Source organism: Luteibacter sp. SVR4-7G (genome assembly GCF_056755555.1).
Window position 1 is genome coordinate 1 of sequence record NZ_JBPGXO010000026.1, and the last position, 12,478, is coordinate 12,478.

At 67.6% G+C, this 12,478-nt stretch carries 11 protein-coding genes; all 11 read left to right on the forward strand.

Annotation, left to right across the window (positions count from 1 at the left end; all coding sequences use genetic code 11):
* Positions 1 to 618 precede the first annotated feature (618 nt).
* The 11 genes from ACR9ZH_RS11400 to ubiA all read left to right on the forward strand — a co-directional run bounded on the left by ACR9ZH_RS11400 (position 619) and on the right by ubiA (position 12,459).
* Entirely contained in the window at positions 619 to 1,845 is a 1,227-nt protein-coding gene (locus tag ACR9ZH_RS11400; RefSeq protein WP_481290866.1) for a 2-isopropylmalate synthase, read from the forward strand.
* Positions 1,846 to 1,855: 10 nt separating this feature from the next.
* Positions 1,856 to 2,803: a branched-chain amino acid transaminase gene (locus tag ACR9ZH_RS11405; protein ID WP_481290867.1), complete on the forward strand. Its 948-nt coding sequence runs from the start codon at positions 1,856 to 1,858 to the stop codon at positions 2,801 to 2,803.
* A complete protein-coding gene (gene leuC, locus ACR9ZH_RS11410) occupies positions 2,800 to 4,215 on the forward strand; it encodes a 3-isopropylmalate dehydratase large subunit (protein ID WP_481290868.1) in 1,416 nt (471 codons plus the stop codon). Before ACR9ZH_RS11405 ends, leuC begins: the two co-directional genes overlap by 4 nt.
* Entirely contained in the window at positions 4,212 to 4,808 is a 597-nt protein-coding gene (gene leuD, locus ACR9ZH_RS11415; protein WP_481290869.1) for a 3-isopropylmalate dehydratase small subunit, read from the forward strand. Before leuC ends, leuD begins: the two co-directional genes overlap by 4 nt.
* Complete coding sequence (leuB, locus tag ACR9ZH_RS11420; protein ID WP_481290870.1) at positions 4,805 to 5,869, forward strand: 3-isopropylmalate dehydrogenase; 1,065 nt, start codon at positions 4,805 to 4,807, stop codon at positions 5,867 to 5,869. The genes leuD and leuB overlap by 4 nt, the downstream gene beginning before the upstream one ends.
* Positions 5,870 to 5,895: 26 nt before the next feature.
* Positions 5,896 to 7,623: a dihydroxy-acid dehydratase gene (gene ilvD / locus ACR9ZH_RS11425; protein ID WP_481290903.1), complete on the forward strand. Its 1,728-nt coding sequence runs from the start codon at positions 5,896 to 5,898 to the stop codon at positions 7,621 to 7,623.
* 149 nt (positions 7,624 to 7,772) lie between these two features.
* The gene (ilvC, locus tag ACR9ZH_RS11430) at positions 7,773 to 8,792 is read left to right on the forward strand and encodes a ketol-acid reductoisomerase (protein WP_481290871.1); all 1,020 of its coding nucleotides are present in this window, start codon (positions 7,773 to 7,775) and stop codon (positions 8,790 to 8,792) included.
* Between the two features lie 159 nt (positions 8,793 to 8,951).
* The gene (gene ilvB, locus ACR9ZH_RS11435; protein ID WP_481290872.1) at positions 8,952 to 10,814 is read left to right on the forward strand and encodes a biosynthetic-type acetolactate synthase large subunit; all 1,863 of its coding nucleotides are present in this window, start codon (positions 8,952 to 8,954) and stop codon (positions 10,812 to 10,814) included.
* Between the two features lie 2 nt (positions 10,815 to 10,816).
* Positions 10,817 to 11,158, forward strand: coding sequence for an acetolactate synthase small subunit (gene ilvN, locus ACR9ZH_RS11440; protein ID WP_481290873.1), 342 nt, complete (start codon positions 10,817 to 10,819; stop codon positions 11,156 to 11,158).
* Between the two features lie 105 nt (positions 11,159 to 11,263).
* Entirely contained in the window at positions 11,264 to 11,422 is a 159-nt protein-coding gene (locus ACR9ZH_RS11445; protein WP_481290874.1) for a hypothetical protein, read from the forward strand.
* 155 nt (positions 11,423 to 11,577) lie between these two features.
* On the forward strand, positions 11,578 to 12,459 hold the full coding sequence (ubiA, locus tag ACR9ZH_RS11450) for a 4-hydroxybenzoate octaprenyltransferase (protein ID WP_481290904.1): 882 nt from the start codon (positions 11,578 to 11,580) through the stop codon (positions 12,457 to 12,459).
* Positions 12,460 to 12,478 lie beyond the last annotated feature (19 nt).

The window sequence follows — 12,478 nt, forward strand, 5'->3', positions numbered from 1 at the left end:
GCTGCCGTTTTTGGAGCGATTCCGCAGGGAGGCGTAGGCCGGACGAGGACTTAGCGAGAAAAACGGCAGGCGCCGGCGACCCGCCGCCACGCCCAAGCAAAATGCGATGGCGAATGCCGAGCCGGCGAGGTGCGGCGAAGCCGCTTAGAACATGGGCACGCGCCAGCGGGCCAACCGACGCGAAAAGCCGTCGCGCGCAGGCGCGCTCCTACAAGGACTGCTGTCGCCATACCACTTGGACGATACCCAGTATCCGCGCCGCCGCGCGCTGCGAACCACTGCGGTTTCGTTTGGCCGTCCAGACGTCCTAGGAATAAAGTTTCTCACGAAAGTGTTGACACCCTTCGGCGGAGTGGCATACGGTCGACTACATGACGCAGCGCAACACCCATGGCCGCTTTGCCCTGAACCGACTTACCTCGGTCAGCGGTGAGCTGCGTCTCGGCAGCGGCCTCCTTCTTATTAACCTTGTACTTATTACCTGCGGAGGTGCGGGCTGAGGGCAAGTGTCCAGGTGAAATAAGAAGAAACCTGAAGACTCCCAAAGAACCCCGCACCCGGTAACGGATGCGGGGTTTTTTACTGCCCGGCCCGCCTCATTCACGAGCGGAGCCAGACATGAATCCAGTACACCAGGGCAGCACCGACGACGTCGACAGCGACGTAGGCGGGCGCGTGCGCATCTTCGACACCACCTTGCGCGACGGCGAGCAGGCCCCCGGCTTCTCGATGGACCGGCGCGCCAAACTGCGCATGGCGCACGCCCTGGAGGATCTGGGCGTCGACATCATCGAGGCTGGGTTCCCGCAGGCCTCGCCCGACGATTTCGCCGCCGTGGCGGAGATCGCGAGAACGCTGACAGCGCCCACGATCGCCGCACTGGCCCGATGTCAGGACATCGACATAGACAGTGCGGGCAAGGCGCTGCAAGGCGCCAGGCGTTCACGGATCCACCTGTTCCTCTCCACCTCTCCCCTGCACCGGGAACACAAGCTCCGCAAGAGCAAGCAGGAAGTCATCGATATCGCCGCCGCCGCCGTCCGGCGTGCCACGGCCCTGGCCCACGAAGTCGAATTCTCCGCCGAAGACGCCCTCCGCACGGAGCCCGATTTCCTCGCCGAGGTCTTCTCGGTCGCCGTCGAAGCCGGCGCCAGCGTGCTCAACGCTCCCGACACCGTCGGTTATGTCACCCCCTCCGAGATCCATGCCATGTTCACCTACCTGCGCAAAAGCGTGCGCGGGGCGGAGAAGATCGTGTTCTCCACGCATTGCCACGACGACCTCGGCATGGCCGTGGCCAACAGCCTCGCCGCCATCGCGGCAGGCGCGCGGCAGGTCGAGTGCACGATCAACGGCATCGGCGAGCGCGCGGGCAACGCGGCGCTCGAGGAGGTGGTGATGGCGCTGCGCACGCGCCAGCCCCTGTTCCGCGTGGATACCGGCATCGTCACGCAGAAACTCTTCCCCACCTCGCGCCTGCTCGCCGAGGTCACCGGACAAGCCGTTCCGCGCAACAAGGCAATCGTCGGCGACAACGCCTTCGCCCACGAGTCCGGCATCCACCAGCACGGCATGCTCAACCATCGCGGCACCTACGAAATCATGCGGCCGCAGGACGTAGGCGCGAAAACCTCGCTGGTACTCGGCAAGCACTCGGGCCGCCACGCCTTGCGCCAGCGCCTGATCGACCTGGAGTTCGAAGTCGACGAACCCACGCTCGATGCCGTCTTCGAGAGCTTCAAGAACCTTACAGACAAGCAGCGTTCGATCACCAACGATGACCTGATCGCGCTGATGGACAAGCACCAGAACCACCACCTGACCGCTGTCGCGGTCCAGCCCTGAAGGAGGGACCATGGAAGCTCCGACGCATCTCTGGCACAACGGCCGCATCAAGGCCTGGGCCGACGCCACCACCCACGTGGGCGCGCATGCGCTGCACTACGGCTCCTCCGTTTTCGAAGGTGTACGCGTCTACGCCACGCCGGACGGGGCGCGCTATTTCCGCTTGGAAGAACACACCGAGCGTCTGTTCCACTCGGCGCGCGTGTACGACCTCGTCATGCCGTACGACGCCGCCACGATCAACCGCGCCTGCCGCGAGGTAATCGTCGCCAACGGCCTGCAGTCGGCTTATGTACGGCCGATCGTGTTCCGCAGCGGCTTCACCTTCAGCCTCGCGCCGTCGCTGGACACGGCGGTCGACGTCGCCGTCATCGCCCTGCCCTGGGGCGCCTATCACGGTGCCGAGGCCATCGAGAAAGGGGTCGACGTCTGCGTGTCGTCCTGGAACCGCGCGGCGCCGAATACTTATCCCAGCGGCGCGAAGGCAGGCGGCAACTACCTCAACAGCCAGCTGATCGCACGCGAGGCGGTGAACGGCGGCTACGCCGAAGGCATCGCGCTGGGTACGGACGGCCTGCTGAGCGAAGGCGCGGGCGAGAATCTGTTCGTCGTGCGCAAGGGCGTGATCCATACACCCCCTGCCGCCTCTTCGATCCTCTGCGGCATCACCCGCGATACGGTGCTTACGCTGGCTCGCGAGCGCGGCTACACCGTGGTCGAGCAGTCGCTGCCGCGCGAAATGCTCTACTTCGCCGACGAGGTTTTCATGACCGGCACGGCCGCGGAAGTCACCGCCGTCCGCTCGGTGGACCGCAAGCCCGTGGGCAGCGGCCGTCCCGGCCCCGTCACACGGCAATTGCAGCAGGATTTCTTCGGCCTGTTCGACGGGCGCACCGAGGATCGCTGGGGCTGGCTGACGCCGGTCGAAGACGCGACCGCAGGGAGGGCCGCCGCATGAGCGCGCGTACCTTGTTCGACAAGCTGTGGGACGCCCATCAGGTGAAGGCCGAAACGGAAAGCACGCCCGGCGTGCTCTACATCGACCTGCACATGGTGCACGAAGTCACGTCGCCGCAGGCCTTCGACGAACTGCGCAGCCGCGGCCTGCGGGTGCGCCGTCCCGACCGCACGCTGGCAACGCTGGACCACTCCACGCCCACGCTTCCGCCGGATGCCGACGGCAAGCGCCCCTATTACACGAAGGAAGCCGAGGCGCAGGTGGCAAAGCTCGAGGCCAACGTGCGCGAGTTCGGCATCGACCTCATGGGCTGGGACAGCCCGCAGCGCGGCATCGTCCACGTCGCGGGCCCGGAAGTCGGTGCCACGCAGCCCGGCATGACCATCGTGTGCGGCGACAGCCACACCGCCACTCACGGTGCCTTCGGTGCCCTGGCCTTCGGCATCGGCACCACCGAGGTCGGCCACGTGCTGGCCACGCAATGCCTGCTGCAACGCAAGCCGAAATCCTTCGCCATCCACGTCGACGGCGCGCTGCAGGACGGGGTCACCGCCAAGGACCTGATCCTGCACATCATCGGGAAGATCGGTATCGGCGGCGGCACCGGCCACGTGCTCGAGTACACCGGCGAGGCGATCCGCGCGCTGTCGATGGAAGAGCGCATGACGGTATGCAACATGTCCATCGAAGCGGGGGCGCGTGCGGGGCTCATCGCTCCCGACGAGACGACCTTTGCCTGGCTGGCCGGCCGCGACCGCGTGCCGAAGGGCGAGGCGTGGGAACGCGCCCTCACCTATTGGCGCACCCTGCCCAGTGACGAAGGCGCGGTGTACGACCGTGAGGTGCGCATCGACGCCTCCGCCATCCAGCCGTCCGTCACCTATGGCACGCACCCCGGCATGGTCGTGCCCATCCACGCACCGGTGCCTGCCGCGGCGGATGCGATCGAACAGCGCGCGCTCGACTACATGAAGGTCACGGCCGGCAAGCCGATCGCCGGCGAAGCGGTGGATGTCGTATTCATCGGCAGTTGCACCAACGGCCGTCTTTCCGACCTGCGTGCCGCGGCGGGGATCCTGCGCGGGCGCCGCGTCGCCAGCGGCGTGCGCATGCTCGTGGTCCCCGGCTCGGAACAGGTGCGCCGCGATGCGGAGCGCGAAGGCCTGCACGAGGTGTTCCTCGCTGCCGGCGCCGAGTGGCGCCAGCCGGGCTGCTCGATGTGCATCGCCATGAACGGCGATCTGGCCCAGCCGGGACAGCTCGTCGTCGCCACCAGCAATCGCAACTTCGAAGGTCGCCAGGGCAAGGGGGCACGCACCGTGCTGGCCAGCCCGCTGGTCGCCGCGGCTTCCGCCGTCGCCGGCCGGGTCGCCGACCCTCGCGAATACATGAAACAGGAAGCCGCCGCATGAGTCAGTCCAGCCGCCCGCTCGCCTACGTGCATTCCCGCACGGCGGTGCTGCGCCATGAAAATATCGACACCGACCGGATCATCCCGGCGCGGTTCCTCACGACCACCGAGCGCACCGGTCTCGGCAAGCATTGCTTCGAAGACTGGCGCTACGCCGCCGACGGCAGCGACGATCCCGCGTTCCCGCTGAACCAGCCGCAGGCGCGTGGCTGCAGCATCCTGGTCGCCGGGCATAACTTCGGCTGCGGTTCGTCGCGCGAGCATGCGCCGTGGGCCCTGCTCGACTACGGCATCCGCGCGGTCATCTCCAGCGAGATCGCGGACATCTTCCGCGGCAACGCGCTGAAGAACGGTCTCGTCGCCATCGTCGTCAGCGAAGCCGAGCACCGCTGGCTGCTCGACAACCCCGGCGTGGAGCTGCGCATCGACATCGCCGAGGGCGTCATCCGGCTCCCCGACGGCGGCGCGGTCCACTTCGACCTGGACGCCTTCTCGCGGCACTGCCTGCTGAACGGCGTGGACCAGCTCGGCTTCCTGCTGCAGCAGGAAACCGCCATCGCCGCCTACGAACAACGCATGGAGGATGCCGCATGAAGGCTTCGATCGTCGTACTCCCCGGTGACGGCATCGGTCCCGAAGTGGCCGCCGCCGGCGTGGCCGTGCTGCGCGAGGTCGCGAAGCGCTTCGGGCACGACTTCACCTTCGCCGAGCACGCCATAGGCGGCGACGCCATCGACCGCTTCGGCGATCCCCTGCCGCCGGCGACCCGCGAGGCGTTGCTGGCGTCGGACGCCATCCTGCTCGGCGCCGTGGGCGGTCCGAAGTGGTCGGATCCGAACGCGAAGGTCCGGCCCGAACAGGGCCTTCTCGCGATGCGCAAGCTGCTCGGCGTGTTCGCCAACGTGCGTCCCCTGAAGCTGCATCCGCGCACTGCGGCGCTCTCGCCGCTGAAGGCTGAACGCACCAAGGGCGTGGACCTGGTGTTCATCCGCGAGCTCACCGGCGGCATCTACTTCGGCGCGAAAACGCGCAGTGAGACGGACGCCACCGACGAATGCCGGTACAGCGTCGAGGAAGTCGAGCGCGTGCTGCGCCACGCGTTCGACTTGGCGCGCACCCGGCGCCGCAAGGTCACCTCGGTGGACAAGGCCAACGTGCTGGAAACCTCGCGCCTCTGGCGCTCGGTCGCATCGCGGGTCGCCGCCGATTATCCGGACGTCGAGCTGGAACACCAGCTGGTCGATTCCATGGCGATGCACCTGCTCACCCGCCCCGCCGATTACGACGTGATCGTCACCGAGAACATGTTCGGCGACATCCTCACCGATGAAGCGTCGGTGCTGGCCGGATCGCTGGGGCTGTCGCCCTCGGCGTCCATTGGTGGCCCCGGTGCGGGCGTATACGAGCCGATCCATGGCTCGGCGCCGGACATCGCCGGGAAGTCCCTGGCCAATCCGCTCGGCACGATCCTCTCGGCCGCGATGCTGCTGCGCCATTCGCTCGGTCTTCCCGAGGAGGCCGCTGTGGTGGAAGCCGCGGTCGACCACGTGCTCGAGCACGCCGACCTCACCCGCGACCTCGGCGGCAGTGCGACGACGCACGCCGTGACCCGCGCCGTCCTCGATGCCTGCACCGCCAAAGCGGAGGCCGCATGACCACGAAAAGCATTCCCATCCGCACGCTGCGCAGCGATGCGATCAAGACCGGTCCCGACCGCGCGCCCGCCCGCGCGATGCTGCGCGCCACCGGCCTCGACGACGACGCCATCGCCAGGCCGATGGTCGCCATCGTGCACAGCTGGTCGAACGTCTCGCCGTGCAACCTCAACCTGCGCGAACTGGCCGAGGCGGCTGCCGAAGGCGTACGCGCGGCCGGCGGCACGCCGGTGGAATTCAACACCATCGCGGTCACCGACGGCATCGCCATGGGCACGCCGGGCATGCGCTCGTCGCTGGTGAGCCGCGAACTGATCGCGGACTCCATCGAACTCGCCGTGGACGGCCACTGCCTCGACGCGATGGTGGTGCTGTGCGGCTGCGACAAGACCATTCCCGCCGCCGCGATGGCCCTGGCCCGGCTGAACATTCCGGGCGTGGCGCTCTATGGCGGAAGCATCGCCCACGGCAGCCGCAACGGCTGTCCGATCACCGTGCAGGAAGTGTTCGAAGCCGTCGGCGCCCACGGGGCCGGGAAGATCGACGACGCCGAACTCGACGACGTCGAACGGCATGCCTGTCCGGGCGCGGGCGCATGCGGGGGCCAGTTCACCGCCAATACCATGGCGATGGTGCTGACCACGCTCGGCTTGTCACCGCTGGGCTTCAACGACATCCCCGCCACCGATCCGGCGAAGCGCGATGCCGCCTACCGCTGCGGCGAACTCGCCATGGCCTGCCTGGAAGCGAATCGCAGGCCGCGCGACGTGATGACCCGCACGGCGTTCGATAACGCCGCGCGCATGGTCGCTGCCACGGCCGGATCCACGAACGCCGTGCTGCACCTGCTGGCGATGGCGAACGAGGCGCGGGTGCCGCTTTCCATCGAGGACTTCGAGCCCGCCTCGGCACACACGCCGGTGATCGCCGACCTGAAGCCAGGCGGACGCTTCAGCGCGGTGGAACTCACCGCCGCCGGCGGGACGGCCCTCGTGGCGCGCGAACTGCGCAAGGCCGGGCTGATCGCGGATACGCAGACGGTCACCGGGCGCAGCCTGTTTGCCGAACTCGATGCGGCACCCGCCGCCACCGAGGGCCAGCAGGTGGTCCGGCCGGTCGACAATGCGTTCAAGCCGCGCGGCGGGTACAGCATCCTTTACGGCAACCTCTCGCCGGAAGGCTGCATCCTGAAACTCGCCGGGCACGGCCGCACGAGCCATGCCGGCCCGGCGCGCGTGTTCGAAAGCGAGGAAGCTGCGTTCGCCGCGGTGCAGGCGGGTCGCATCCGCGCCGGCGATGTCGTGGTGATCCGCAACGAGGGCCCCGCGGGAGGCCCCGGCATGCGCGAGATGCTGGCCGTGACGGCGGCGCTCGTCGGCCGGGGGCTGGGCAACGACGTCGCGCTGATCACCGATGGCCGCTTCAGCGGAGCGACGCACGGTTTCATGGTCGGGCACATCGCGCCCGAGGCGGCGCGCGGCGGACCCATCGGCCTGCTGCGCGAGGGCGATGCGGTCTTCATCGACGCATCCACGCGCGAACTCCGTACCGACGCCGACCTCGCGTCGCGCCGCGCCGCGTGGCGGCCGGCAACGCCGAAGGTCACCCGCGGCGTCCTCGCCAAGTACGCCCGCCTCGTCGGCTCCGCCGCCGAAGGCGCGGTCACCCAGGCGTTCGACGATGCACCCGTGGTCGTAACGCAGGCACGCGAATTCAAAGACGAAGACCTTACCCAGGAACTCATAGGCAACTGATCTGTAGGAGCGCGCCCCTCGCGCGCGACAGCTTTTCGCGAAGAGCGACAGGTCCTGCGACGTGATCGCGAAAAGATGTCGCGCGCGAGGCGCGCTCCTACAAACAAACGACGCTCCATCCATTGTTGGCATATTCGAGGAGACAACCCGTGACCGATACCCAAGCCACCACCGCCCCCCTGCGGAACGCCCGCATCGCCGTCCTCGGCTACGGAAGCCAGGGCCGCGCCCATGCGCTCAACCTGAAGGACTCCGGCCTCGACGTCGTGGTCGGCCTTCGCCCCGGCGGCCCCTCCTGGAGCCGCGCGTACGTCGACGGCTTCGCCGTGGCCGAGCCCGCCGATGCCGTGCGCGGTGCGGACCTCGTCGCCGTGCTGACGCCGGACATGACCCAGCCCGGCATCTACAAGGACGCCATCGAAGCGAACATGAAGCCCGGCGCCACCCTGCTCTTCGCGCACGGCTTCAACGTGCACTTCGGGCAAATCCAGCCACGTGCCGACATCGACGTGGTGCTGGTCGCGCCGAAGGGCCCGGGCGCGCTGGTCCGCCGCGAATACGAGATCGGCCGCGGCGTGCCCTGCCTCTACGCCGTGCACCAGGACACCACCGGCAAGGCCACCGAGCGCGCCACGGCCTACGCTGCAGGGATCGGCGGCGCTCGCGCCATGTTGATCGAAACAGACTTCAAGGAAGAAACCGAAACCGACCTGTTCGGCGAGCAGGCCGTGCTTTGCGGCGGCGCGTCCGAACTCGTCATCAAGGGCTTCGAGACGCTCGTGGAAGCAGGCTACCGTCCGGAGATCGCCTACTACGAGGTCATGCACGAACTGAAGCTCATCGTGGACCTGTTCTATGAAGGCGGCATCGCGCGCATGCTCGAGTTCATCTCGGAGACGGCGCAGTACGGCGATTACACCCGTGGCCCGCGCGTGGTCGACGAGGGCACGAAGGAACGCATGAAGACCGTGCTCAGGGAGATCCAGGACGGCACCTTCGCCCGCGAATGGACGGCCGAGTACCAGGCAGGCCTGCCGAACTACAAGGCGTTCAAGCAGCGCGACCTCGAGCACCCGATCGAGAAGGTCGGCGCGCGCTTGCGTGCACGCATGCCGTGGCTCGCGGCCAGCCAGCCGAAGGCGGCCCCGGAACCCGCGAAGGCCGAGTGACCCTGGGTTCGAATGTAGGAGCGCGCCCTGCGCGCGACATGTGTTGAGGCCGTGGCCCGGAGCTGGCGCGCGAGCTTACCGACCGGGGCGAAAAGATGTCGCGCGCGCGGCGCGCTCCTACACCGATCGCTTGTGCGTAACAGAGGACAACGACATACCGTGAACGCTCAACTGGACACCGTCGGCGACATTCGCCCTCATTCGAAGCATCCCCTGGCCGGTCAGACCCTGACCGGCGCGGACATCGTCGTGCAGGTACTCGCCGACGAAGGTCTCGATGTCCTCTTCGGCTATTCCGGCGGCGCCATCCTTCCGGTCTACGACGCGGTATTCCGTTACAACGCGGCACATCCGCGGGACGACGGCGGCGAACCGATGCCGCTGATCGTTCCCGCCAACGAGCAGGGCGCTTGCTTCATGGCTGCGGGTTATGCCCGCGCGTCGGGCCGGGTCGGCGTGGCGCTGGTCACGTCCGGACCGGGCGCGACCAATGCGGTGACACCCGTGCGCGATTCGATGGCCGACTCCATCCCCCTGGTAGTGGTCTGCGGACAGGTGCCGACCGCGGCGATCGGCACGGACGCGTTCCAGGAAGCGCCCATCAGCACGATCATGGGTTCGTGTGCGAAGCACGTCTTCCTCGTGACCGATCCGGCCACCCTGGAAGCCACGCTCCGCACGGCTTTCCATATCGCCCGCAGCGGCCGCCCGGGACCGGTGGTCATCGACATCCCCAAGGACGTGCAGAACGCTCCGCTCGTGTTCCACGGCAGCCATGAACTGCCGGTGCGAGGCTATCGAAACCGCCTGCACGCCGTGGAATCGGCGACGATTCCCGACGAGGCATGCGCACGTTTCTTCGAACTTCTCGGCCAGGCGAAACGCCCCCTGATCTATGCCGGCGGCGGCGTGGTGTCAGCGGGTGCGGCGGAGGCCCTGCGCGATTTCGCGCACGAACATGCCATTCCCGTCGTCACCACCTTGATGGGTATCGGCGGGTTCGACACCACCGACCCGCTCGCGCTGGACATGCTCGGCATGCACGGTGCGGCGTATGCCAACTATGCGATGGACGACTGCGATTTCGTGCTCGCCCTGGGCGCACGCTTCGACGATCGCGTGGTCGGCGTGCCGGCAAAGTTCGCGCCGGCGGCGCGAGCCATAGCGCAGATCGACATCGATCCCGCCGAGATCGGCAAGGTGAAGCCGGTGGACTGGCACCATGTGGGTACGCTCGACCAGTCGCTGGAACGGCTGACCGCGTACGGCAGGGCCAAGGGCATCCGCGGCGACTACGTCGCCTGGCACGCGCATATCGCCGCACTGAAGACCAACCACGCGATGGATTTCTGCCGCGACGGCACGAGCATCCACCCCTGCGCCGTCATCGAGGCGATAAACCGCAGCACCGACGGCCGGGCCATCATCACCACCGGCGTCGGCCAGCACCAGATGTGGGCTGCGCAGTATTTCGACTTCCGCGAACCGCGCCATTGGCTCACCTCCGGCGCCATGGGCACGATGGGCTTCGGACTCCCTGCGGCGATCGGCGCGCAGTTCGCCCGGCGCGACCGCATCGTGATCGACGTCGACGGCGACGCCAGCATCCGCATGAATATCGGCGAGCTGGAAACGGTGACCACGTACAACCTGCCGGTGAAGATCGTCGTGCTGAACAACAGCGGCGACGGCATGGTCCGCCAATGGCAGAAGCTTTTCTTCAAGGGGCGTTTCTCCGCCTCGGACAAGAGCCTGCACAAGAAGGATTTCGTCCGTGCCGCCCAGGCGGACGGCTTCGAATGGGCCCGGCGGCTGGACGATCCCGCGGCCATCGAGACCACCATCGCCGACTTCCTCGCCTTCGACGGGCCCGCCTTCCTCGAAGTGGTGATCGATCCGGACGCCGGCGTCTACCCGATGGTGGGCCCGGGTGCGACCTATGCGGAAATGATTACCGGCGACTGGATTCCGAGCCGCGAACGGCCTGCGGCCCGGACCGCCGAACCCACGGGAATGTTCTGACGATGCGTCACCTCATCTCCATGCTCTTGCAAAACGAGGCCGGCGCGCTGGCTCGCGTCGCCGGCCTGTTCGCGTCGCGCGGCTACAACATCGAGTCGCTGATCGTGGCGGCGACGCGGGACACGGACGTGTCGCGGCTGACCCTCGCGGTGGACGTCGACGATGCGGCGTTCGAGCAGATCGTGAAACAGTCCGCGAAGCTCGTCGACGTGATCGAGATCACCGACCTCGGCGGCTTTGGGGAGGCGGAACCCGAGTCGCTCGTCGCGTTCCAGGCCCTGCTCAAGCTTGCGAACGATATCGCGGAGCGTGCGCGTGGGGAGACCGCCTGGCAGGCCTCGTAGCGGGCTGCACGGCGCCCGTCTCCACCCCGGCTTTACGGGACCTACCCGGCTGTTTCACTCCACGCTGCCTAGGTTGGAGTTCCTCCCCACCCGAGTAGCTTCCCCATGCCGTACACACCCACCAATCCGCAGCCGCCCATCGCCGAACCGGGCAAGAACCGCCCGGAAGACGAAATCCGCCAGCCCGGCCATTACAAGCCGGAACGCGATGCCGATCCCGAGCCGCCGGTCGACGACGATCCGATCGAGCCGCTGGAGCGCTGACCATCCGGACACTCGGCTAGACTTCATGGATGAGTCCCGCATCCCGTAAAACACCGTCACGCCGCAAAACAGGCCCGGCCGGCCGCAAGCCGGCCGCGCCACCGCCGGTCGCACGTCCGGCCGATGCCTCGACCACCGCCGAGCGCGTGCTCGCCATGCTGCTCAAGGGCCTGCCCGCGGCACGCCGCGAAAAAATCCACGCCTACCTGGTCCTCACCCGGATGGACCGTCCCATCGGCGCACTGCTCCTTATGTGGCCGACCTGGTGGGCGCTCTGGCTGGCGGCGAAGGACTTTCCGCCTATCGGCCCGTTGGTGATCTTCACCCTTGGCGTCTTCGCCATGCGCTCCGCCGGTTGCGCCATCAACGACTATGCGGATCGCAGGCTCGACCCGCAGGTGGCGCGCACGGCGGGACGCCCCATCGCCAGCGGCAGGGTCACGCCGCGGGAGGCGCTTTATGTCTTCGCCGGCCTGCTGGCGTTCTCTTTCCTGCTGGTGCTCTTCACCAACCGGCTCACCATCCTGCTTTCCTTCGCGGGCGCGGCGCTGGCGGCCATCTATCCTTTCAGCAAGCGCTATACGAACCTGCCCCAGGTGGTGCTCGGCGCGGCCTTCGGCTGGTCCATCCCCATGGCGTTCGCGGCCGTGACGAACACGGTGCCGCCCCTGGCATGGCTGCTGTTCATCGGCAACATCCTCTGGTCGGTGATCTACGACACCGAATACGCCATGGTCGACCGCGACGAGGACATCAAGGCCGGGGCCAAGTCCACCGCCATCCTTTTCGCCGATGCCGACCTGGTCATCATCGGCGTGCTGATGGGCACCTTCCTGCTCACCATGCTGCTGGTCGGAACGCGGGCCGGCCTGGCCTGGCCGTACTGGCTCGGACTGGCGGCGACCACCGGCCTGTTCGCTTACCAGCAATGGATCATGCGCGACCGCGAGCGCGGGCCATGCCTCACTGCCTTCCGCAACAATAACTGGGTCGGATTGGCCCTGTGGCTCGGTATCGTGATCGCGCTCGCTTTGTGAGCGTGATCACGCCGTGAGC

Coding starts and splice junctions, on each gene's coding strand:
- ACR9ZH_RS11400 (WP_481290866.1), top strand. CDS start 619: ATGAATCCAGTACACCAGGGCAGCACCGACGACGTCGACAGCGACGTA.
- ACR9ZH_RS11405 (WP_481290867.1), top strand. CDS start 1,856: ATGGAAGCTCCGACGCATCTCTGGCACAACGGCCGCATCAAGGCCTGG.
- leuC (WP_481290868.1), top strand. CDS start 2,800: ATGAGCGCGCGTACCTTGTTCGACAAGCTGTGGGACGCCCATCAGGTG.
- leuD (WP_481290869.1), top strand. CDS start 4,212: ATGAGTCAGTCCAGCCGCCCGCTCGCCTACGTGCATTCCCGCACGGCG.
- leuB (WP_481290870.1), top strand. CDS start 4,805: ATGAAGGCTTCGATCGTCGTACTCCCCGGTGACGGCATCGGTCCCGAA.
- ilvN (WP_481290873.1), top strand. CDS start 10,817: ATGCGTCACCTCATCTCCATGCTCTTGCAAAACGAGGCCGGCGCGCTG.
- ACR9ZH_RS11445 (WP_481290874.1), top strand. CDS start 11,264: ATGCCGTACACACCCACCAATCCGCAGCCGCCCATCGCCGAACCGGGC.
- ubiA (WP_481290904.1), top strand. CDS start 11,578: ATGCTGCTCAAGGGCCTGCCCGCGGCACGCCGCGAAAAAATCCACGCC.